The sequence below is a fragment of the Marinomonas spartinae genome (assembly GCF_016461715.1).
Taxonomy (GTDB): Bacteria; Pseudomonadota; Gammaproteobacteria; order Pseudomonadales; family Marinomonadaceae; genus Marinomonas; species Marinomonas spartinae_A.
In genome coordinates this window covers 59,874-82,552 of the sequence record NZ_JAEMUI010000015.1, presented here as the reverse complement: position 1 = coordinate 82,552, position 22,679 = coordinate 59,874, and the positions used below count along the sequence as shown (strand labels likewise).

General features: G+C 42.9%; 26 protein-coding genes. 5 read left to right on the top strand and 21 right to left on the bottom strand.

Features of this window, described 5'->3' with window-relative positions:
• Window positions 1–71 precede the first annotated feature (71 nt).
• The 4 genes from JHD45_RS14525 to JHD45_RS14510 form a co-directional block, all read right to left on the bottom strand.
• A complete protein-coding gene (locus JHD45_RS14525; RefSeq protein ID WP_199477230.1) occupies window positions 72–821 on the bottom strand; it encodes a carbon-nitrogen hydrolase family protein in 750 nt (249 codons plus the stop codon).
• 9 nt (window positions 822–830) lie between these two features.
• Window positions 831–1,832: a porphobilinogen synthase gene (gene hemB / locus JHD45_RS14520; RefSeq protein ID WP_199477229.1), complete on the bottom strand. Its 1,002-nt coding sequence runs from the start codon at window positions 1,830–1,832 to the stop codon at window positions 831–833.
• Window positions 1,833–1,947: 115 nt separating this feature from the next.
• Complete coding sequence (locus JHD45_RS14515; protein WP_199477228.1) at window positions 1,948–2,664, bottom strand: SDR family oxidoreductase; 717 nt, start codon at window positions 2,662–2,664, stop codon at window positions 1,948–1,950.
• A gap of 26 nt (window positions 2,665–2,690) precedes the next feature.
• Window positions 2,691–3,350 (bottom strand): NADPH-dependent FMN reductase, encoded by a 660-nt coding sequence (locus tag JHD45_RS14510; protein ID WP_199477227.1) that lies wholly within the window; start codon window positions 3,348–3,350, stop codon window positions 2,691–2,693.
• Between the two features lie 212 nt (window positions 3,351–3,562).
• Here JHD45_RS14510 and JHD45_RS14505 point away from each other — a divergent pair, with 212 nt between their 5' ends.
• Window positions 3,563–4,624, top strand: coding sequence for a TQO small subunit DoxD (locus JHD45_RS14505; RefSeq protein ID WP_199477226.1), 1,062 nt, complete (start codon window positions 3,563–3,565; stop codon window positions 4,622–4,624).
• Between the two features lie 30 nt (window positions 4,625–4,654).
• Here JHD45_RS14505 and JHD45_RS14500 read toward each other — a convergent pair whose 3' ends face one another.
• From JHD45_RS14500 to JHD45_RS14490, 3 genes are read right to left on the bottom strand one after another with little or no spacing between them, the layout of a single operon-like run.
• Window positions 4,655–5,113, bottom strand: coding sequence for a GNAT family N-acetyltransferase (locus JHD45_RS14500; protein WP_199477225.1), 459 nt, complete (start codon window positions 5,111–5,113; stop codon window positions 4,655–4,657).
• 7 nt (window positions 5,114–5,120) lie between these two features.
• A complete protein-coding gene (locus tag JHD45_RS14495; RefSeq protein WP_325097303.1) occupies window positions 5,121–5,408 on the bottom strand; it encodes a GNAT family N-acetyltransferase in 288 nt (95 codons plus the stop codon).
• A gap of 7 nt (window positions 5,409–5,415) precedes the next feature.
• Window positions 5,416–7,389, bottom strand: a complete 1,974-nt coding sequence (locus tag JHD45_RS14490) for a sigma-54-dependent Fis family transcriptional regulator (protein WP_199477224.1) — start codon at window positions 7,387–7,389, stop codon at window positions 5,416–5,418.
• Window positions 7,390–7,802: 413 nt separating this feature from the next.
• Here JHD45_RS14490 and JHD45_RS14485 point away from each other — a divergent pair, with 413 nt between their 5' ends.
• Window positions 7,803–9,620, top strand: coding sequence for a flavin-containing monooxygenase (locus tag JHD45_RS14485; RefSeq protein WP_199477223.1), 1,818 nt, complete (start codon window positions 7,803–7,805; stop codon window positions 9,618–9,620).
• 165 nt (window positions 9,621–9,785) lie between these two features.
• Here the strand turns inward: JHD45_RS14485 and JHD45_RS14480 are convergent, their stop codons facing one another.
• The 3 genes from JHD45_RS14480 to JHD45_RS14470 form a co-directional block, all read right to left on the bottom strand.
• Window positions 9,786–10,256 carry a Dps family protein gene (locus JHD45_RS14480; protein WP_199477222.1) on the bottom strand — a complete coding sequence of 157 codons (471 nt, stop codon included), beginning with the start codon at window positions 10,254–10,256 and terminating at the stop codon, window positions 9,786–9,788.
• Between the two features lie 234 nt (window positions 10,257–10,490).
• Window positions 10,491–10,886, bottom strand: a complete 396-nt coding sequence (locus tag JHD45_RS14475) for a DUF3465 domain-containing protein (protein WP_199477221.1) — start codon at window positions 10,884–10,886, stop codon at window positions 10,491–10,493.
• Window positions 10,887–10,989: 103 nt separating this feature from the next.
• On the bottom strand, window positions 10,990–11,181 hold the full coding sequence (locus JHD45_RS14470; RefSeq protein ID WP_199477220.1) for a DUF3185 family protein: 192 nt from the start codon (window positions 11,179–11,181) through the stop codon (window positions 10,990–10,992).
• Between the two features lie 171 nt (window positions 11,182–11,352).
• Between JHD45_RS14470 and JHD45_RS14465 the strand changes: the two genes are divergently transcribed.
• A complete protein-coding gene (locus JHD45_RS14465; RefSeq protein WP_199477219.1) occupies window positions 11,353–11,724 on the top strand; it encodes a glutathione S-transferase N-terminal domain-containing protein in 372 nt (123 codons plus the stop codon).
• 75 nt (window positions 11,725–11,799) lie between these two features.
• Here the strand turns inward: JHD45_RS14465 and JHD45_RS14460 are convergent, their stop codons facing one another.
• The gene (locus JHD45_RS14460; RefSeq protein WP_199477218.1) at window positions 11,800–12,630 is read right to left on the bottom strand and encodes a helix-turn-helix transcriptional regulator; all 831 of its coding nucleotides are present in this window, start codon (window positions 12,628–12,630) and stop codon (window positions 11,800–11,802) included.
• Window positions 12,631–12,732: 102 nt separating this feature from the next.
• On the opposite strand from JHD45_RS14460, the gene JHD45_RS14455 reads away from it, so the two are divergent.
• The gene (locus JHD45_RS14455) at window positions 12,733–13,590 is read left to right on the top strand and encodes an SDR family oxidoreductase (protein ID WP_199477217.1); all 858 of its coding nucleotides are present in this window, start codon (window positions 12,733–12,735) and stop codon (window positions 13,588–13,590) included.
• A 59-nt stretch (window positions 13,591–13,649) separates the two neighbouring features.
• Here JHD45_RS14455 and JHD45_RS14450 read toward each other — a convergent pair whose 3' ends face one another.
• The 10 genes from JHD45_RS14450 to JHD45_RS14405 all read right to left on the bottom strand — a co-directional run bounded on the left by JHD45_RS14450 (window position 13,650) and on the right by JHD45_RS14405 (window position 20,310).
• Window positions 13,650–14,558, bottom strand: a complete 909-nt coding sequence (locus JHD45_RS14450; RefSeq protein WP_199477216.1) for an NAD-dependent epimerase/dehydratase family protein — start codon at window positions 14,556–14,558, stop codon at window positions 13,650–13,652.
• Window positions 14,559–14,577: 19 nt separating this feature from the next.
• Window positions 14,578–15,282 (bottom strand): pseudouridine synthase, encoded by a 705-nt coding sequence (locus JHD45_RS14445; RefSeq protein WP_199477215.1) that lies wholly within the window; start codon window positions 15,280–15,282, stop codon window positions 14,578–14,580.
• 305 nt (window positions 15,283–15,587) lie between these two features.
• Window positions 15,588–15,749: a CPCC family cysteine-rich protein gene (locus JHD45_RS22630; protein ID WP_199477214.1), complete on the bottom strand. Its 162-nt coding sequence runs from the start codon at window positions 15,747–15,749 to the stop codon at window positions 15,588–15,590.
• 107 nt (window positions 15,750–15,856) lie between these two features.
• Complete coding sequence (locus tag JHD45_RS14435; RefSeq protein WP_199477213.1) at window positions 15,857–16,726, bottom strand: hypothetical protein; 870 nt, start codon at window positions 16,724–16,726, stop codon at window positions 15,857–15,859.
• 64 nt (window positions 16,727–16,790) lie between these two features.
• The gene (locus tag JHD45_RS14430; RefSeq protein ID WP_199477212.1) at window positions 16,791–17,393 is read right to left on the bottom strand and encodes an HAD family hydrolase; all 603 of its coding nucleotides are present in this window, start codon (window positions 17,391–17,393) and stop codon (window positions 16,791–16,793) included.
• 134 nt (window positions 17,394–17,527) lie between these two features.
• On the bottom strand, window positions 17,528–18,046 hold the full coding sequence (locus JHD45_RS14425) for a GNAT family N-acetyltransferase (RefSeq protein ID WP_199477211.1): 519 nt from the start codon (window positions 18,044–18,046) through the stop codon (window positions 17,528–17,530).
• Window positions 18,047–18,155: 109 nt separating this feature from the next.
• Window positions 18,156–18,584 (bottom strand): hypothetical protein, encoded by a 429-nt coding sequence (locus JHD45_RS14420; protein WP_199477210.1) that lies wholly within the window; start codon window positions 18,582–18,584, stop codon window positions 18,156–18,158.
• A gap of 63 nt (window positions 18,585–18,647) precedes the next feature.
• Window positions 18,648–19,139, bottom strand: a complete 492-nt coding sequence (locus tag JHD45_RS14415; protein ID WP_067015892.1) for a GNAT family N-acetyltransferase — start codon at window positions 19,137–19,139, stop codon at window positions 18,648–18,650.
• An 80-nt stretch (window positions 19,140–19,219) separates the two neighbouring features.
• The gene (locus JHD45_RS14410; RefSeq protein WP_199477209.1) at window positions 19,220–19,696 is read right to left on the bottom strand and encodes a hypothetical protein; all 477 of its coding nucleotides are present in this window, start codon (window positions 19,694–19,696) and stop codon (window positions 19,220–19,222) included.
• Between the two features lie 335 nt (window positions 19,697–20,031).
• Window positions 20,032–20,310: a hypothetical protein gene (locus JHD45_RS14405; protein WP_199477208.1), complete on the bottom strand. Its 279-nt coding sequence runs from the start codon at window positions 20,308–20,310 to the stop codon at window positions 20,032–20,034.
• 199 nt (window positions 20,311–20,509) lie between these two features.
• Here JHD45_RS14405 and JHD45_RS14400 point away from each other — a divergent pair, with 199 nt between their 5' ends.
• Complete coding sequence (locus tag JHD45_RS14400) at window positions 20,510–22,657, top strand: EAL domain-containing protein (protein WP_325097302.1); 2,148 nt, start codon at window positions 20,510–20,512, stop codon at window positions 22,655–22,657.
• Window positions 22,658–22,679 lie beyond the last annotated feature (22 nt).

Here is a 22,679-nt window from a genome sequence, read left to right as displayed (position 1 = left end):
TTTAATAATCCATACTCAAATAGAGTCAGGATTAGAAACAAAAAATCTTTTGTATTTTGTACACTTTCTTTTTAGGCGATAACATAGCCTGTTATCTCACTCGTATTAAGCGTACACACAAGCAAACAAGCTTCTTTACTATTAGATGAAACAGCCAGTTGACCAGACGAATCCCAAGCGGCATTGTGACCAAACGCCTGCCAGCCACCCGTTTGAGAAATATGATTTGAGAGCATAACAGGCATCTGATACTGAGCCGCAATGTGAGACAAAATCTTAGCATCCGCCTCATAGCCAGATTCTGAAATCAATGCACTGGCGACATACAGATCCGCCAATTTCTCAGCCGCCCTCGCAGGGTGACGAGCATCCGAAAAATCCGCACAAATCCCTAAGGCCACTCGGTAATTCCCAACTAAGAACACATAATCCTTAGTGCCAATAGAACAATATTGATCTTCTCCATCGTGCAAATACTGCTTAGCGTAATGCTCAATCCGACCATCAGGAAAACAAATCACAGCACCGATGGTTGGCTTACCATTTTCCACCGCGCAAGGGCAGCCTGCGATCACAATAATATTGTTCTCAATAGACGCTTTAGATAGCACAGCAAACTCCGGTGCATGAGCATGAAAAGCAAGACCAGCAGCCAACTCTAGCTCGTATCCTGTCAGTGATAACTCAGGAAACACCACCAAATCTGCACCGATCGCCGCAGACCTAGCGATAGCGAAAAGGTGTGTTGTAAGGTTTTCATCAACTGCGCCTTTAACAACAGGAATTTGCGCCAAACTGACGGTTATAGACTGGGAACTCATCGCTCTCCTCTATTTTACAAGTCGATCAGTAGCCAGCCATTGTGCAACCTGTTTGGCATAGTAGCTAACAATAAACTCCGCCCCGGCTCGCTTAAAGCCCACTAGAGTTTCAAATACCGTTTGCTGTTCATCCAGCGCACCCGCTAACGCAGCAAACTTAATACCCGCGTATTCGCCACCCACTTGATAAGCGGCCAATGGAAGATGGGTTTCTCGGCGTAAATTGGCTAAAACATCCAAGTAAGGGGTTCCTGGTTTCACCATCAGAACGTCCGCGCCTTCTTGCTCATCCAGTAAGGCTTCTTGCAACGCCTGACGACCATTAGCGCAATCCAATTGATATGACTTTCTGTCACCATTCAATTCACTTTCGACCGCTTCACGAAACGGTCCGTAAAAAGACGATGCAAATTTCGCGGAATGGGCCAAGATGCCCACTTGCTTAAAGCCAGCGTCATCCAAACCTTGACGAATGGCCAACACTTGACCGTCCATCATAGCCGAAGGCGCTAACATATCGGCTCCTGCCCGCGCTGCCGTAATGCATTGCTTCACTAAGTTTTTGACGCTTTCATCGTTGTCCACATCACCATGATGCACGACACCACAATGACCGTGATCTGTGTATTCGCAAAAGCAAATATCTGGAATCACAATCATCTCAGGACACGCTTCTTTTATGGTCAAAATCATCCGTGCCAGTAAGCCGCCATCATCCCAAGTATCACTGCCTATCGCATCTTTTTTATGACTAATACCAAACGGCATAACATAGCGGATGCCTAAAGCAAATAAGTCTTTTGTTTCTTGGGCCAAAGCCGTTTCTGGCAAACGCTCTATGCCTGGTAACTTAGTGAGTGGGATGGCTTTATCAATGCTCTCTTCGATAAAAAGAGGATAAATCAGATCATTGAGAGAAAAATCATGCTCTTTAACCAAGTCACGCATGGCTTGCGTTCCCCGAAGGCGACGTAAGCGACGTAAAGGACCGGCAGACGTTGAAGATGACATAATCTATTTCCTTATAATAAAACGTTAAAACACAAAGACTAATGCGAAGAAGATTACACCCAAGCCATTACCGTCAGCTATAAAGAGACAGGGGGTTCCTCATAAAAAGCACATTTCATCTGCCACCTAGACTGCCACCACCGTCCACAGCAAGAACTTGCCCAGTTATAAAACTTGCCTCTTCTGATAAAAGAAAGCAAACGGCAGAAGCCACTTCTTTAGGTTGACCAAGCCGACGCATTGGAATACTTGAAATCGCTGCCATTTCAGATGAACTACCGACAGAATGTGCTTTACGAAATAACTCAGTCTCAGTCGGACCAGGTGCGACAGCATTCACTGTAATACCATATTCTGCAAACTCTAGTGCCCATGTTTGTGTGCAACCAACCAAGGCACTTTTCGCTGCTGAATACGCAGTTCTATTTCGAGAACCATAGATAGCTCGGCTGCAAACATTCACAATACGACCAAATTTTTCCTGTTTCATTTGCTCTATAAAAAATTGAGTAACCTGAACAGCGCTTCTAACATTCAAATCAAAGACCTTTTCTAACGCTGATAGGTCCACTGACTCCAAAGGTTGTGGTATGGCAATACCCACATTATTCACAATGCCGATAACCTGAAACTCCTGATCTACTGTTTGCAAAACATCTTCTACCTGCGTAACGTCTGTTAAATCACAAGCCAATAGCGTTCCCGGAAAATCGATGTCTTTAGTATGCCGAGCCAAACCAATAACATGATGGCCGTCATCAGCTAATCTCTTAGCTATAGCAAAGCCAATTCCTTTTGATGCTCCCGTTACCAGAAAAGCCAACTGTTTCATTGAAAGTACCTCTCGTTATAAAACCGTTAGGGCGCATTCCGTTGTGAGGGATCAGTCAAAAAGCTCTTAATCATCTTGTGAGGATCCACTTTTGCTCGATGATCTGTCGTTGCTTGTGCCCACCATACTAGCTGTTGAAACGTACGAGCAAAATAACCAAACCACTCTGACCGATCGGCAACATCTTTGGTCTCACCATCTTCGTCAAAAACCTCCTGTGCTTTTGGTACATGGATCATTGAGGAAACCGGCAAACAGCCCAGTTCAGAAAGAAAGGTTCGCATACCAATGGCCGCACGCATTCCCCCCCACTGACCTGCCGAATAAGTCACAATTGCACTGGGCTTATAAGAGAACAAAGAACTACCAAAATGATTAAGCAAGTTGGCAAGTGCCGGGCTCATTGAATGGTTATATTCAGGGCTCACCATGACATAGCCATCCGCCCACTCTATCTTTTGGGCTAGTTCTTCTAACGGCATCGGGACTTTGCTCTGCGAATAAGAAAAATGCGGTTTAAAAACAGCCCCTAATGAATAATCCAACGCATCAACTAACACTATCTCATGCTCAGGAAAATGTGTGTTAAAACAGGCAATACAGGACTTCGCAACACGTTCACCTAAGCGAGCAGGTCGTGGAGGTGTACTGTCTCTTACCGAGCCGAGAAAAATTAAAAACTTCATGTTGACCTCGTTTTGATTAAAGAATATTTTAGAATAAACTAATGCCAATTAGCTATATAATTAACTAACTACGTGTAAAAGCGTAATACAGTTAACGATATCACTGTAATTACAGTGTTTATGTTGATTTCAATCATTTAAAACTATTGAAAAAAAAATATTAATACATTTTATATTTTAAGATAATACCTTTTGATAAATGGAGTAGTGTGATGCAAGTTAATCAAGGAAAAAATGATAGTAATATGTTGCTATCTCCCACTTTTTGGCAAATAGCAGGCGTCATGGCGCTTGCTATTCGACTCGTCTCCGGTTGGATATATTGGGGAGGAGCCAGCCGACGATTAATTTACGCTCCAGCAAAATTAGACCCAACATCTCATGCTTATTTAGCCAATAAACTGGTTCATGCCGCTCCTGGTGCAGCCTTTGATCTAACAGGAGTGATGCACTGGTTGCTAGCCCATGGCACTCTACTCCATACCGCAATCATCTTTTTCACCTTGGTCGAACTAGTCGTTGGTGTCGGATTAATTATTGGTTTTGCAACACGGCTATTGTCTTTCATTAGCCTTGGCTTAGCCTGTACTTTAATGATCATTTTTGGCTGGATGGGGACCACATGTCTAGATGAATGGACAATGGCTGCACTGGGATTTTCTACTGCCTCCGTTACCCTCATTACTGGTGGCGGTATATACGCCGTTGACCAGCTATTTCAAAAGCAACTCGAGAATAGACCCTGGGCTCGCTGGTTAACCAGTGGTCCTTTGCCATTGTCTATCGATCAATTGAAAAAGTTCTCAGTTGTAATGGGAAGCTTATCTATTCTGTTTGCTGTCGGCTTCTACGGTTATAACTATGGTGCTATCGTCACTCCATTGAGTAAGCGTATCGACAGTGCTAACCATTCAGTCGCTTTATCTCAAGCGCTCATCACAAACGATAAACTGGATGTAAACACCTATATTGACACAGGCCCAGATACTGAAGGCGCTTATATAACGCAAGTGAATTTAGTACAAAATGGCACGGTACTGACCTCTTATCAAGCAACGCAATTAAAAGATCCCAACATCGTGACCATTAAAAATCAATTTGCTCCTTGGTCTAGCTGTAAAGCCATGGCTTTCGCAGTACGCTGCCAACTAGGCTCAAAAGCCACTTGGTCCTTAGCATTGCCAAAAGAGACTAAGATCAATACATCACAACCGGTCTCTTTACAATTTGTCAGCGTGGAAGGAAAAGTGTTTAAAACCACTGTTCAGCAATAATCCTAACCTCTCTATAGAAAAAGTGAGAAACTAATCCTTTCTCACTTTTTTAAAATAGCGCTTGTACTGAGCGTTTTCGAGATATCCCAATTTTTCGTATAACGATTGAGCGACACGATTATCAAGCGATGTTTCTAGCTCAACGCCTTTGGAATGTGTCTGCACCGCATAGTCGTCCACCTTAGCCATCAACAAAGTACCTACCCCTAAACCACGGGCATCGCTCGTCACATACAAATCATTCAAGATCCAATATTTTTGCAAAGACACCGAGCTAAATCCTTTATACAAGGTCGCAAAGCCGAATAGCCGGCCCTCCTTTATTGCCAATAAAAACGTCGCATCATCATTGACCAAGCAATCCGTTATCCACCGCTTGGACTCCTCAAGACTCGCCGTACTATCCAAACTGACAGAAAGTTGTCTGTAGTCGTGAAAGAGTGGTGATAAGAGATCGACATCGGATAACTTAGCTTTTCTTAACTCCATATTTCTTTTACTCACCATTAGGGTTTATGAACGAAGTAAGCACGTGATCTTCCCAGTTGCCAGCAATTTTCAAGTATTTACGAGCGTAACCTTCTCGTTCAAAACCCAGCTTCTCAAGCACTCGACCACTGGCTTTATTGGCAGGCATATAACTCGCCATCACTCGGTTTAAACCCACCGTTTCAAACATATAAGCAATAGACGCCTGCAAAATTTCTGTCATCAGTCCTTTGCCTTGATGTTGCTGCCCAATGGAGTAACCAAGAGAACAGGCCTGAAAAGGACCATGAACCACCAGTGAATCATCGATTTTTGGGCTGAACTATTTGGTGTTTTTTCATACGCCGATATATCGTGGGTCGTGACACCCCTAATTGTTTCGCAACGGAGGATATATTCCAACACTGCTGCCGTAATAAATCCAATAAATAACGCTGCTCTGAATCGTCTATCGGTGATTTTTGCGGATTCGCATAAGTCGGTGCAACGGGCTGGATCGGTATGAATGGCTCTGCTACGTCATATTGCTGAACAAAAAACTCTTCAGGTAGATGTTGTATAGATATTTCATCGGTTTCGCAGATGGCTTCTGCAAAGGTCAGCGTGTTAACGAGTTGGCGAATATTACCCGGCCACTCGTAAGCCAATAATGCACTCATCGCATCTGCTCGCAACCTCACAACTGGATTGATTTTTTTTAATAGCATTTGAATAAGATACGATTTATCGGCACGTGCTTTGAGTGTAGGCAGATTTAATGTCGCGCCATTCAGTCGATAAAAAAGATCCTCTCTGAAATGCCCTTCCTTAATAAGCTGAGTGAGATTGCAATGGGTGGCCGCCAATACGCGAATATCAACATCGATGGCTTGTTGCGCCCCCAATGGCATGACTTGTCTTTCCGCCAGTACACGAAGTAAACGGGTCTGTAAATGCAGAGGCATATCGCCAATTTCATCGAGAAAAAGAGTGCCTGAACTCGCCTGCTGAATTAATCCTTTTGCCCCTTTTGCGCGCCCGCCAGTAAAAGTTCCAGGCACATAACCAAAAAGTTCACTCTCAATTAATGACTCAGGAATCGCGGCACAATTCACGGCAATAAAGGGTGACGTTGCACGATGACTACTATCATGAATCGCTCGCGCTAATACCTCTTTCCCCGTCCCGGTCTCACCTAAAATCAGTACATTAATATCCCGATGACGTAGCCGTTTTGCCAGACTAATTGTTTTACGCATGGCAGGGTCATCCGCACTCAAGTCATCAAGCTGAGGGACAACTTCTTCTTGGGTCGTTAATATTTTTGAAACATGAGATTGATAAGACACATTAATAATAGGTTCAATCAGCATGCCAAACAGCGTTTGTTGTGTGCCTGATAAACGAAAGGCTCGAATACCATCTTTGCTTTCATAATTGATAGCGACAATATCTCGCCACTGGCATTCCAGTAACGTGGGTAATGAGACTGTCGGCAAATTAATAAGGTGGCATTGTGATAATAAACGACGACCAGCGGTGTTTGCTGCCAGTACCTCACCTTCTTCACTTAAAGCGAATAAGAACTGCCCATTTACTTGAACCAATTCACGAGACTGATCGCACTTAAAAATCAGGCTACGCCGATGACGCCTCAAAAAATACGCATCCTCTATTAGTCGAGCGTAGAGCTGAGTTAAATGCAAAGCAAAGTTTTGACTATCCGGTGTCTGTGACGAATCAAGTGCCGAGATATCCAACACTGCTAATAATTGCCCTGATGGGTCTTTAATGGGGGCTGCTGTGCAAGTCAGACCAATATGGGAGCTATCAAAATGATCCACACGATGACAAGTCAGTGCTTGCTGTTCATGAATACAAGTCCCGACAGCACAAGTACCCGCATATTGTTCACTCCAATCGGCACCTAAATACAGACCAGCTCTATGCAAACGCTCATCGTCATTTTTACTTCCTAAAAATTGAACCGTAATACCACGATAATCACTCAGCAATAGGACGTAGCCCAAACCGGCTATTTGCGTATAAAGCTGCTCTACCCCTGCTCTTGCGACATTCAAAAACTCATCCACTGAATCTTGATGCTCACGAAGAATTTGATGCGTCACAATGCGAGCAGGTCTTGGTTGGCTCGGATCTAAACCATATTCACTAAGACACCGCTGCCAAGAACGTCCGATTAATTCATGGGGGAAGTAATGCTTATCCAGAGCTCGGCGGCCATCGTAGCGGAGTATTGTATCGATATGGCGGCGCTGCTGGCTAGTATTCGTCATACAGACTTCTCTCTTGTCTATTATTGTTATTTTAAGATGCCTTCGAGTTTACTCTGGAAAAAGCAGGCTTTCTATATTCCTTACAACGATTATTTTTTGACCGTCTCATCTAGAAATACTATCTGTAACACTCGCTCTATTCTTGTCACAGTGAACGTTACACCTGTATCAGAAACCATCACAAGTGTAACGATGATTAAGCGCATGAATATCTTAAAAACGATCTCAAACTAGTGATTATCTCTTGAAAAAATCGAGAAAAATCAAATAAGTAAAATTAAAAAACAATAAAAGCACTCTATTGGCATGCATGCTGCTATTTCCTTACAACCAATAAAATTCGGATAAGATCCTCGAATCTGAGCTTGGTATAAGCGCAGTAATAAAAATAATAATCTGCATGGGAGATAGATATGACCAACCAATCCGCATTGAATACAACGCATCAACCCAATATAGCCGTCATCAATTGGCTAGAAAAATTATCGAATACACTTAGTTCAAATACCCCCACCGATGCGGCTTTACTGTTTGAAGAAAATGGTTACTGGCGGGACTTAGTCGCTTTCACATGGAACATTAAAACCCTTGAAGGTCAATCCGCCATCAGCGACATGATTGCCGAAACCATGAGTCGAGTTCGTCCAACAAACTGGCAATTAGAAGAAGATGCCACTGAAGCGGACGGTGTAATTGATGCTTGGATTACCTTCGAAACATCGGTTGCCAAAGGACGTGCCTACCTACGATTACGCAATGATCTTGCTTGGACTTTCCTGACAACCATGACGGAGCTTAAAGACTACCCAGAAAAACGTAACAAACTGCGTCCCAAAGGGGCTGAACATGGTGCCAATAAAAACCGCCAAACATGGCTTGAAAAACGCCAACATGAAGAAGCAACACTAGGTTACACAGAACAACCCTATTGCCTAATTATCGGTGGAGGACAAGGCGGCATAGGTCTAGCGGCTCGTCTACGCCAACTTGACGTTCCAACAATTGTTATTGATAGCCTACCAAAACCTGGAGACACATGGCGCAACCGTTATAAATCACTCTCATTACACGATCCCATATGGTATGACCATATGCCTTATCTTCCTTTTCCTGAAAACTGGCCTGTCTTCACTCCGAAAGACAAAATTGGCGATTGGTTAGAAATGTACACCAAAGTGATGGAGATAAACTATTGGGGTTCTACACACTGTACACATGCAGAATTCGATGAAGAAAAACAAGAATGGCGGGTAAATGTCGATAGAAATGGCGAAAAGCTCACAATTTATCCTAAGCAGCTCATTCTAGCTACTGGCATGTCTGGCATCCCTAACATGCCCAACATTCCTGGAATGGACACCTTTGAAGGGGAACAGCACCATTCAAGCCAACATCCTGGAGGAGAAGCCTATAAAGGCAAAAAATGCGTCGTACTTGGTGGTAACAATTCAGCCCATGATATCTGTTGTGCCCTGTGGGAAAACGATGCGGATGTCACTATGATCCAACGTTCATCCACTCATATCATCAAGTCTGACTCATTAATGGAACTCGTTCTTGGCGGTTTATATTCTGAAGAAGCCGTCGAAAATGGCATGACTACCTATAAAGCAGATTTAACCTTCGCATCCATCCCCTTTAAAGTGATGCCACAATTTCATATTCCAGCTTATCAAGCGGTTGCAGAAAAAGATAAAGACTTCTACCAACGCTTAACGGATGCAGGATTCCTGCTCGATTTTGGCGAAGATGGCTCTGGGCTCTTCATGAAATACCTTCGTCGTGGCTCGGGTTATTACATAGATGTGGGCGCTTCAGAACTTGTCGCCAACGGTGATATCAAGCTTAAATCAGGTGTCTCTATTGAGCACATTAAACCCAAGTCAGTAGTACTCACGGATGGTACGGAACTAGAGGCAGATTTAATCGTATACGCTACAGGGTTTGGATCCATGAACGGCTGGGCGGCTAAAATTATCTCTCAAGAAGTCGCTGACAAAGTTGGCAAATGCTGGGGAATGGGATCGAACACAGCAAAAGATCCAGGCCCATGGGAAGGAGAACTTCGCAACATGTGGAAACCGACGCATCAAGAAGCCCTCTGGTTCCATGGTGGTAATTTACATCAATCGAGACACTACTCTCAATATCTATCACTGCAATTAAAAGCACGCATGGAAGAAATAGACACACCCGTATACGGAATGGAGCCAGTCCATCACCTTAGCTAACGCTTTTGTGCCAGACCGTTCTTTGAAAATGGATAAGGCTGCAATCCTATCAGCCTTATCCAATCCATTTAACCATACTTACAATTGCTAAAGGCAATACACACACAAAAGCCAGCGAAAAACAAACCGCTGGCTTTGCATGTAGCTTTAGAAGTGCAATAGAGATTAAGCTTGGGTTGCTCTTAGCATCCACGCCGTTTTTTCGTGCACTCGCATACGATCGGATACCAATGATGCAGAGGATTCATCATCCGCCTCTTGCGCTACTTTTAAGACTTTACGGGCAGTTTTCACCACCTGCTCATGACCCTTAGTTAACAATTTCACCATATCCGCTGAGCTCGGTATGCCATCAACTTCTTTCACAGAGCTTAACTCGGCGAAGGCTTTATAAGTGCCGGGAGCGGGAACATCAAGGGTACGAATACGTTCTGCAATGTCATCCACCGCTAACGCAAGCTCTTGATATTGCTCTTCAAACATTAGATGCAATTCACGGAACTGAGGGCCCGTAACATTCCAGTGAAAATTATGGGTTTGAAGGTACAAAGTATAAGAATCCGCTAATAGGCACTTTAGCCCTTCTGAAATTTCGGATCTATTTTCTTTATTAATACCAATATCGATATCTGTCATGTTGTTACCTCCTGTTTAGAGTCGTGATCAACCAGCTGATCAATCAGTCATAAGCCCTGCAAACATATAATGAATCCATACAAGATTCACTGACCGCTATCAGCTTCATTCCAAGTATTCCCCTATATTGTGACAGAAAAAAAGAGCCGTCCGAAACCATCTAAAACTTATAAAATAAGGAGATAATAAGAGAACATCACAACAAAAAACCAATTAGATTTCATTCGCTACTGGCTACTGATAAGTACGACCATTGTGTTTAAGCCAACCATCCACATGACGATGATGAGGGTCGCGATGGGTCCAATGCAGCACACCACCTTTGCGATTCCATTCGTATTCACCATAGAACTCAACCGTATCGCCCTTTTTCAAATCCATAATTTTGGGGGCTAAATCAATGTTATGTGCCACTAAAAGTGTCTGACCACTGGGAAGTTTCAGAATGAAGCGTTGATGTTTTATCCCTTTGGTGTCGTCTTTTAGTATACGAACCACACGCCCTGTCCCCTCCACTTGGAGGTCACTTTGATGTAATTCAAAGGCCTGCTGTAAACGACTATCATCCGCCAGCGAAAGTGTTGGCAGCCAACTAACAAAACATACCAGTAAAATGAAAATAAACTTCACATGGTCTCCCTGCTCATTTTATAAAAAAAACCATATCAAACGGATATTAAAAGCCAGATAAAATGCCAATTTTAATCCGCCCTTCTCCCTATCGAATGCTTGTTTAACGCATTCTAGACAAGCCAAACACAACGCAGATGGCGCCACCGACCATACCCACCCACGCCTTCATCGGTGTGTCACCGCTTAACGCACGAGCCACTTGAGAGGTAGCGGCATCATATATGTTGTAACCCCATACGGCTAAAGCGGCACCAGCAACAATCAAAATCAGTCCAATCAGTTTATTATTCATGTATATACTCCAATAAATTTAAAGTGTCAGTGTGAGACCTAGCCATCATGACACAAACAATGTGAAGACTTAAAAACATTCGCTTCGAGCACTTAAATAATCACCCGTTTACCGCTAGAATGAGCAAAATTTACCCTTCCATATTGATTAGACAAAATGCGAGTCACCCCCATGAAAATAGTTATCAACTTAATCCGTAATCTATTGGGCTACATCATTATTGCCCTTGACCTTGTTACCCGCGGCGCAAAGAAAAAACGCGCCCCTGAACAGCAACAAGAAGTGAACAATGAGCTGAAACATTTCGCGCTCTATCAGTTCGCAGCCTGCCCATTTTGCACCAAAACGCGCAGAGCGATGTATAAGTTGAATCTCCCTATTGAAAAACGCAATGCCCCAGAAGGATCAAAGCACCGTCAAGAATTACTTGAAGGGGGTGGCCAAGTAAAAGTACCGTGTTTACGCATAGAAAAAGAGGGAACGGTAGAATGGATGTACGAATCCTCTGAGATTATTCGCTATTTAGAAAAGCGCTTTGCCTAACTCTAATCATCAACAAAACCGATGCTTCTAATGTTTAAAGGTGAAGTACCGTCATAGGCTAGTCTCTCGCTAGCCTTATTTTTTACAATCGTCGATAAGTTGTTTTACCTTAGCCAAGCTGGCTTCAGATTGAGGCGTATAAACGATCAAACTTAACTCTGGCCTACTGGAAATGTTAAAGGAGGAATACCCAAGGGAAATTTCCCCTACTTCTGGTTTATTTAGGCACTTCACGCCTTCATTGAAATGACTAATTTGCTGTGATGTCCAAAGTGTTTTAAACACGTCACTGCGTTCCAACAATTCAACCAACAATTGCTCCGTATGCTCCGTTTCTCCTAATCGAGCGATATCGGTACGAAAAGCACTGACAATTAAATTAGCGGTATCAACCCAATCACGACTGTGTGCTTTCACTTCATTTTTTAAAAAGAACAATCGCATAATATTTCGGTCTTCTGGGGCCAATAATGGGTAATCCGTTAACACCGCTGTAGCCGCGTCGTTCCAAGCAAGCACATCCCACGATAAGTTACGAATAATCGCTGGGTTAGGGCTTAAAGCATCAAGAATGGATTGTAATTGCGGCGTAATCACCTCAGATAATTGATACTCCGCCTTAGGTAAGTGCCCTAACGTCGTGAGATACAGATATTCTTTTTCTGCATCGGTCAGCAATAACGCTTTTGCAATGCGAGATAGCACTTCTTCTGACGGAGCACCACCGCGACCTTGCTCTAGCCATGTATACCAAGTCACACTAATATGAGCACGCTGAGCAACTTCTTCACGTCGTAATCCTGGTGTACGCCGCCGCGCAGTATCGTAGCCCAACGACATCGGCTCAATGCTTTGGCGTTTTTTCTTTAAAAAGACGGCAAGGTGCTGCTCTGGTGTATATTCCATTATTATCCTATTAGTGACTATACCATGATAAGAACACTACTTTAATAAAGCTCTGCGCCTCATACAATGACTTTATTCACCACCACACAGTAGAGGCAGAACATGAAACGTATCTTTATTACTGGCGCGACAGGCTTTCTTGGGCAAGCTATCGTAAAAAATCTCCTAGAAAATAATTACGATATTGTGGGACTAGCACGTAATGAAACCAGTGCTGCTATTTTAGAAAATCTTGGCGCAACCGCACACATAGGGTCATTACAAGATGTCGATTCGATTTTGGCTGGTATAAAAGAGGCCGATGCAGTGATCCATACCGCCTTCAATCATGACTTCACTACCTTCAAACAAAACTGCGAAGACGATCGACACCTCATCCAAGCCATGGGAAAAGCGCTTAATCACACATCGCGCCCGCTCATAGTGACATCAGGTGCTTGGGCTATGCGGGAACTTAATTCCGAGCAGATCCCCCGCGCCGCGTCAGACGAAGCCGCTTTAGCCTGTTATGAAAAGGGGACAAATTGCATGGTTGTTGGCCTACCACAAGTTCATAATACTCATAAATTTGGCTTAATTAGTCCAATGCTTGAGATTGCGCAAAGTAAGCAAGTCTCTGCCTATATTGAAAATACCAATAACCAATGGGCCGCTGTTCACCTATCAGATGCCGCTGATTTATATCGTCTCGTGTTAGAAAAAGGAGAGAGTGGCCATAAATACCTAGCGGTTGGCGAGGAGAACATCCCATTTAAAACGATTATGCAAACCATTGGTGATCGACTTAATATTCCCACTCGCGCCATAGCCAAAGAGCAAGCCCAAGACTACTTTGGGCATTTCGCGCATTTTGCAGAGCTATCACTGAATGCATCCGGCGAAGAAAGTAAAAAGGCATTAGGCTGGGAACCTAAAGGCGCCTCTCTACTGGACGATATTTCCAATGCGGTTTTGTCTTAAGGCTTGATGGTTATTAAAGGTGTAGAACCCAAAAGATCAGGGTTTTACACCTTTACATATTACTCGTCAGAAGCACTCACATACTGACGCCAATTATGCTGTTCTTTAAACCCCAGCACTTCGCGAATTTTACGATTCGAAAACAAGGCTTCGTGCTCTCCCATTTCTCGAGTGAATGGCACGCCAGGAAAAAAGCGTTCGGCTAACTCTTTTGTTGGGATAATCGCCCCATTATGATCATTACCCGCATTAAACACCTGAAAACCTAAGCCGTCTTTTTGCAAACACAAATCCACAATTTGCCCGAGGTCGCGAGCATCTATATAGCAAAACGCATTTCGGCGGCGCACTTCAGGGTGTTTAAAATAATGCGGAAACAGTTCCGCGTATTCATGGGGCTCAATCACATTACCAATGCGCAGCGCGTAAATATCAAAACCTGAACGGCGCTGGAAGCTACGAGCCGTTTTCTCATTCACCACCTTAGACAACCCGTAACTGTCCATAGGATCAACATCATAATCCTCCTCTAACGGCAAAGAATGTGGGTCGGTTTGACCATCCGAAAAGCACAGACCATAGGTTGTCTCTGATGAAGCAATCACCACTTTTTTAATGCCCAGCTTCACGGCGGCTTCGATGACGTTATAAGTCCCCATGGTATTGACTCGAAAAGTTTCGTTATCAGGGTGAATTAAAATGCGCGGGACAGCAGCAAAATGCACGACGGCATCAAATTTTGGCACACCGAGACCGGGTTCCAGCTCATCAAATCCCGCATAAGCGCTTAAAGCATTGAACATTTGTCCTGAGTCCGTAATATCGGCAATCAAATTATCCACTCCAGGGTGATCCAAAGGGACTAAATCAACATTCAATACCCTATAGCCTTGCTCAAGAAGGTAAGGAATAACATGCTTTCCTGCTTTTCCCGATCCACCAGTAAATAATATGCGCTTTGTAGTCATAAGCTAACCTCCATGAATTCTAATTATTGTTGAAAGACTCTACTTCATTCTTAGATAAATAGCGCCATTGCCCAACATCTAGGTCAAGGCAAACTTCGCCGATTTGTTCACGATGCAAGCCAACCACACGATTCCCTACGGCAGCGAACATACGTTTTACCTGATGAAACTTGCCTTCGGTGATGGTTAACAGTACTTCTTTTGGAGTAATAATGTCTAATTTGGAAGGACGAGTTAACCCCAGCTCACCTTGCAGTTGTAAGCCTTGTTTAAACTGAGTGACAATGTCGCTACTCCGTTCTGCAGGAATGGCTTGGGACAATTGAACTCGATAGACTTTGCGGCAATCATTGCTCGGTAGAGTAATATGAAAAGACCAACGCCCATCATCCGTGATCAGAACCAGGCCCGTCGTATCCGCATCCAAGCGCCCTGCTATATGAAGTTCTGAGACCTTATCAACCTCTAAATAATTGAACAGAGACGGGTAAACTTCATCGATATTAGAACACACCGTACCCGCTGGTTTATGCATCAAGATATAACGAAAGTCCCGTGCTTTCAGCCTAGCGCCATGCAACAGTACGGTATTGTTTTCATGGACCTGAACCGCTTCATTCATCGTCACTTCGCCGTTAACACTCAACTCACCAGAGTGAATACATTGAATCGCTTCCTGTCGGGTTAGCTCGGTACTTTTACAAACAAATTTATCAAGGCGCATAGCAGGCAACGTTAACGGATGAAAGAGCCAATTTTATCACCAACTTTTAAAGCTTGTGGAAATATCACCTACCCTTATCCTTCATAATTCAAATAAGCAAAATAACGCCGTGATCTTCGGTTAATACTGCGAAGTAATATTAATCCGCAGCATTACCTTGTTATATTTTACTTTCTACTATCTTTATAGAAAACTTGCGAAGTTGCTCATAACTCTCAGATGGATCTCGCGGCGGCATTCTCCGCGTTACCTCAGACTGCCCAGTAACGATGAAATTTATGCGACCTTTCTCAAGTGATACATGATTAGGCCCGCCCCCAATTTGCTTTATGTTCTGGATCATCTTGACCATCATCTTCCCATCCACACACTGCACAAATCTCATATGCTTCTGGCTCGCCTAAAGTTGCATAACCACAGCATGGACAACAGTAAAGGCCTTTTGGTGATTGTTCTCGTTTTCTCATGGAATATAACGCTAAGCTTTGGGGCACAAACGTGTGAGCGAAAATTGCTGTTCGCCCACACGTTTGTGTCCCAGTGACCGCAGGGAACGAAACGACAACAGCGTTTTTTATGTGCCGTCTCCACTTATTAATAAATTGTTTTTATCATATTTGCTGGCATTGTTAACCAACTCTTTAAAACGCTCATCTGTAACACTGATATCTGCATAATTTTCCTCATCTATTATTTGAAATTGATGTCCGACTCTTTCAACAGAATGAAGATGACCAACCTTTACGCAATTAGGTAATACTACTTCTTTGACAAATGGTACGTCTTCAAATGACTCTCTTACGTAACAAGCCCCCATAATGCCGGCAATGTACCACGGCTGAGCCCCAAAACCCGAAAACTGCTGCCTTATGATTTTTTTTAACAACAAAATACTATTTAAAGCTGCCTCTTTGTAGTTTTCATCCGTTTCAGGATTAAAATGAATAGAGTGATTCCTAACAGTTTTTAACTCTCTAAAGGTCGCGACTGCTTCAGGTAGTAAGACATCCCATGATTCCAAAGTGTTGATAGCTAAATCCCAGCTATCAAAAGAATTCTTTCTGTACACTTTCTGGTATTCAGGAGTAGTTTTGAAATATTCCCTTAGTTTCAGAACCAAGTGATTTAGTATCCTTTCCCCTAAAGAAGACGCACCAGTGAGTGCCGGATAATAAGCTCCGAAAGAGTAAGCATCAGCAATCTGTTTCATAAACTGGTTATGAAACGCAATTAAAGATGGTTGATCTGAGTCTATATCTGAAAAGTCCTGAATCTTTCGAAAGCAATTTATTACACCAAATTCAGCAATGATTTCTTCTTTAATTTTTCGTTTATTCTCGAGCCAGTTGTCCTTGACGCTTGTTTCCCAATCGTTCGATATTTTTTGATTGAGAACAGCTGCTCTTCCATCAAACTGAAAACGAATGACTTTGTATCGTTTCAACCTAGGCTCCTTGGCACATAACGTTTACAGCAAGTGCGCCTTTGGCCTCGCTTGCCATTGTTTGTTATGCGCATTTTTCCTCAATGAACTTCAGAGTTTCCTGAGTGTTCGAATGCAATAGACTTTCAATACCCAAAGACCTCGCTGCCTTCACATTTTTAGCAGAATCATCAATAAATACACATTCATCTTCACTTACACCAAGTTTCTTCAGTGCAATGTAAAAATAGTTCAATGCTGGCTTCGCAACTCCTATTTCAGATGAATTAATGACTTGGTCGAACTCACTATCTAAACCAACGAAGTGAAGGTCGTCATTTAGTCTACTTGTGGCATTAGTCACCAGAACAAGTTGCCCGAGAGAAAGATGACTACGAATTTTGGTTAGAAACTCGTAGTCAATTTCAGCCTCCAGAGAGTACCATTTATTTACTAACTCTCCAGCCACACCTTGCCCGTACTCTTTTGACAGATCGAAACGGACATTATCACACCATTCTTCGTGTGAAATCTCACCCGTAATAGCCGGTTGCAAATGTCTCTCAGAAAAAGCGCATGCAAACAAGGGATTGCGTTCTAGACCTAATGACGCTGCGTGCTTATCAAGTCCAGCACTCGACCAGTGACGTATAACACCGTCAAAATCAATCAAAACTGTATTTTTCACTTTGTTCCCCATTCGCATAACGCCCGTTTAAGTGGTGAGCAACGCTACCTCGACACTAAATTATTGCACCGTAAACACAAAAGAAGAATCAAACCAAAACCGCCATGCGTTGCGAATCCGTCTTGATGCGTTTGTTATGTAACAATATTTTCGATGCAATAAATATGATCAGCATACAGTTTCCCACCAATTTCGTAGGCATTCGGTACTACGGTTTTGAGAAAAAAACCACATTTGACAAGTACTTTCTCTGAACCAACATTGCTCTCTGTGACTACTGCACTAAATTCCGTAATAGCTTGTTCATTGGAAGCCCAGTTGATTAATGCCTTCAATGATTCTGTACCAAACCCAAGACCATGGTATTGAGGGAGAATTAAATACCCAACGTTTGCAACGCCATCGATAAGTTGAAAGCCGGTGATTCCAATTTTTTCACCAGTTTCCCGTACAGTCATTGTAAGGCATAGCCAATTTTCTGAAGCTTTAGACCACATAGGAAGCCTTGATTCAAATTTTTCTTTTATTTCAAAAGCCGATGGTTCATCGAAACATAAGCTAATAACAGCAGGATCACGATATAAAGACTCAAATAATTCCCAATCGTTGTCCGCAATTTGAGTCATTTTCAGTCTATCCGTAAATATTTCCATGCTTGATTTTTCCTTGTTACATAACACTAGCGTAACAGGCCGGTTTGTGGAGCACTAGTGGAACAAAGCGGTCCCGTTGACGTATTGGTTATGTGGTTTACTCCTGAGTTCAGGTTCTCTCTTCGATCTGTAACTCACCATCGCTTAGGGAGAGTCTTAAAGCGAGAGGTTTATCCTTGCTAAAAGCAATCAGAGATTCGACAAGTTCTTCCCTTTCGTCTTCCGGCACCCCAAATTCTTCGAGGTAATACAAATATCCTTCTAGATCATCACGAGTTAGCAGCCTACTTCCGATGAGCACCACTGAGCCATAATTGAGAAGCCCTCGAGCGTCGATTGGTGCATACCCGACAAACGCGGATAGCTCGTCGACCACCTCCGGCCCTGGAGTCTTATCGAAACTTTCATCGAACAGACAAGCGTGATAAGCCTCTCGATTGAAATCGAGCAAACGAATGATTGATATTTCATCACTTTCCTTTGAGGCGCAGGCATAGTAACCGCCCCATGCCAGATCAATATCAAGATAATTGCTCATACTTTTCCTTACACATAACGTTCCTGTTAACGGACTCGCCTACGAGCCCCGTGCAACGGTTTGTTAAGTACCAGCATTGAACTCGTAGAGGTTCCTAGACATATCATCAAGATATCGAACTAACTTGAAACCAACTCGTTCTAAAATTTTGTTTGATGCTACGTTTTCAGGGTGTGCAAAAGCAACGATTTTGCTGAGCCCAATTACATTCGTAGCATAGCTCGTAGCAAAATTCGCTAACTCACTGGCATAACCTAATCCACTTTTCTCTGGGGCGATATAGTAAATCAGCTCAGGGCCCCAATGTGGGTCATCTTCATCGATGACAATACCGCCCCACCCAATTACCTGGCCGGTTTTCTTTTCAGTAATCGTCCAACAACTATAACCTAACGTTTTCCATTGCTCAGCAAATCTCTTTATATATAAAGCGCACTTATCATATGAATCAAGGTTCACGCTATACCTCATATGTTCAGAATTGTTCATAATCCCGATTAGATGAGGAAGTGCCTCAACTGAAATTTGCCGATACGATAAAAATTGACTTTCCATAAAAGTACTTAACGCTCGCATAAACGGCTCGCGGCTTTTGCGTGTCCGGCGACCGAAAGAGAGCGAATTTAATGTGCTTGTTAGGCATACGGTAGTTGCAAGAAAGTAGACAAAACTGTTAGCGCTATACCAAGCCAACCAATATAATATTTGCGACGAACAAACTGCATTTCATGTTCGAGGTCTGCTTTATAGCTGCTGATTTCCTCATTTAGCTCTTTTATTCGCTTTTCTTTCTCACTTTCAATTACGAAAGCCAAGGCCACAGATTCTCGATGTTCCATGGCTTTAATCAATTGTTGGTTTAATCTGTTTTTATTGCTCTCATTTCTAATGGCAGTGAAAAACTCGTAAGCTAAACAAATAGTTCCAAATAATGAATATATTGGAGCCATTCTTTCCGAAAAGAACTCAAAATTAAATGGCGACTGAAACCCTTTTGTTGCACCGACGTAAATAAACAAGCTTAACGCAATAAGCCAACCTAACAAGTTCAGTAAATCTTGTTTTAACGAAGGTGATTTCTTGTACTCTCTTTGGAAAATGATATCTGGCACTTATTTCTCCTTATGCCTAACGCCGCAAGCAAAGGCGAGCGCTTGCGCGAGTCCAGTAGCACGAAGTGCTACGATTTTAGCTTGCCTTGTTGAGCTTTTTATACACTGTTTATCTGCCTCGAAAAATGGACTTTTTGTGAGACACCATATTAAATACCTAGCTACATCATACAAAACTATCTTCTTCACAGAAAGAATTTATATGGAATTCATCTTTTATCGTTTCGTTAAGGGATAACTAACTGCTAAAAAGGCTGGTTATTGGATGTTTGGGCGAGTAAATTTACTAATACATGATTAGTATATAAAGAAAGACTATGAATGCAGGAATGAAGCTAAGCGAGTAGTCGGTTATAACCGGATCTTGGTTTTCTATTTAGTTTGTTTGAATCACAATAATGCACAATAGATTGTTCGGCACCAACAACAGCACCAGTTCTTGCGCCAAATTCTGTGGCGATACAAAGCCAATTTTCTGAGGATATATTGAGTCGTTGAAGAATCGGCAACAGAGAGCCATCTATAGCGCCACGTTTATCTTCTCGGATGATTCGCCCAGTCATATCAACCCATTCAAGGTAATCTGATAATTCAAAAGGTAGCCCATCCGGCATGTTTTCTCTGGGGTTACCAACAAAAGGATAAAGCAATTTTAGTTGTGACCATTACAAAATACAACATTCGCTTTATATAGCGTTACAGTTGAACGTCAGTAAATCGCTTAGTATTGTGCTAGTGTTATTTTTAGCGGTACTGATTTTTACCTTGTCGCCAAGGAAGGCAATAACATCTGAACACATTTGAAGGTCTAATGTGGATAAAACCCCTTGGTTTGTAATAACAGGATTGCTCCTGATCGTGCTCACATGGCGCGCTATTCAATTGTTTTTAAACAAACGCAAGCTGACACATCCCCTTGATACATATCAGCCCACTTATCAACAATTTATCTCTCTTCTCGACGCTAATAACGCCCATCTTATGTGGCTTACAACCCAACAAGGCCATATCTTATATGCCAACAAAGCGCTTGCGGAATTACTTAATACGCCACAAGAAAAAGTGCTAGGAAGCGCTTCTGAGCTTCCATTATCAGACGCAGCAAGAACGCGGCTTGCCGTATTGTTAGACTCTCCTATTGGAGAAAGAGAGGAATGGTTAATTCAAGAAAATGGAGCCCCTGTTTGCTACCTAGTAAAAAAGCATCTTCTTGATGACAATACTGTCGCTTGCTCAGCCTACCTGATCACCTCTTACAAAGAACGAGAAAATGCACTAATTGAATCAGAGCTGCGCATGAATGAGGCATTAAAAGCCACCAGTATTGGTGTCTGGGAATGGGACGTACGAAACGATAAGTGGTTCGCAAACCCCTCTTACTTTTCTATGCTTGGCTATCCTCCTATAGAAGGGTTAGGAAACCGCCAAGCTGAAATCGAAAAAGTTCATCCCGATGACCGGCCGCTTGTTTTTGACACTATTCGAGCTCTTCTCGAAGGCAAGTCCCAATTAAACCAATATAATTATCAAGCACGAATTCGCCATGCTAATGGCGAATATCGATGGATTGCCGTCCGCTGTACCGTAACGGAATTCGATGAAAACGATGTGCCAACTCGACTACTGGGTATCCGCATTGATATTGATGCCCTTAAAAAAGCGCAAGAACAAGTCGAGTGGCTCGCCAGCCACGACTCTCTCACTGGATTACCAAATCGCTCCTCTTTGTATAAGAGCTTTAATACACTCATCCAATGCAGCGAACTCAAAAAAACGGGCTTGGCTTTAATATTTGTAGACCTTGATCGCTTTAAAAATATCAACGACACCATGGGACACAACATAGGCGACAAGCTACTAATGTCCGTGGGTGAAAGAATGACCTCACTGATAAAAGAATCCGGCTTCGTTACTCGTCAAGGCGGCGATGAGTTCATTATACTTTTGCCCTATGTAACCGAAGAGCAGGCAAAAGAAAAAGCGACCGAAATTAGCCAAGTGCTTTCACATCGCTACCAGATAGAACAACATCAATTTGTTATCACACCCTCTATTGGCATTAGTTTATTTCCCCGCGATGGCCGAGATTTTGACACCTTGTATAAACGCGCAGATACCGCCATGTACAGCGCCAAAAAAGAAGGTCGTAATCGATTAACGTTTTTCACGGCGGAAATGCAAAGCCACTCAGAAAGAGTATTGCTGCTTGAAAACGCACTCCACGACGTGATAGAAAAGCAAGAACTCAGCTTGTTTTTTCAGCCTCAAATGGACCTAAAAACAGGCCAAGTCATCGCCGCTGAAGTGCTGCTAAGATGGCATAGCAAGGAACTAGGCACCGTCTCTCCAGCCGAGTTTATTCCCATTGCGGAAGATACTGGTCAGATTTTAATGATTGGTGAGTGGGTGTTACGCGAAACGATTAACCAACTGAAAAACTGGCAAGAACAAGGAATAACGCCAGTAAGACTGGCTGTAAACCTCTCACCTATCCAGTTTCAAGTCCAAAACCTGCCGGAAATCATCAAACATCGACTAGACGAGTTTCAAGTACCGGCTACGCTACTTGAAATGGAATTGACTGAACGAGGTGCAATGGCCGATCCGCAAAAAGCCATTGAGATGATGAAAGCGTTTCAACAGATAGGAGTACGCACCTCAATAGATGACTTTGGCACAGGCTATTCATCTTTAAACTATCTACAACAGTTCCCTATTTATAAGCTAAAAATAGATCAATCCTTCATTCGGGACATGACAACAGATACAAATGACTACGCAATTATCAGTGCCATCATCAGCCTTGCTCAACAACTTGGCATAAAAACCATTGCCGAAGGCGTCGAAACTCAAGAGCAACTTACCATGCTGAAAGAGTTAGCATGCGATGAAATGCAAGGTTATTACCTTAGCAAACCTTTACCCTCAACAGACTTTCAAAATAATTTCTTAGCACATTAACAACAGAGTAGCCTCAATCACT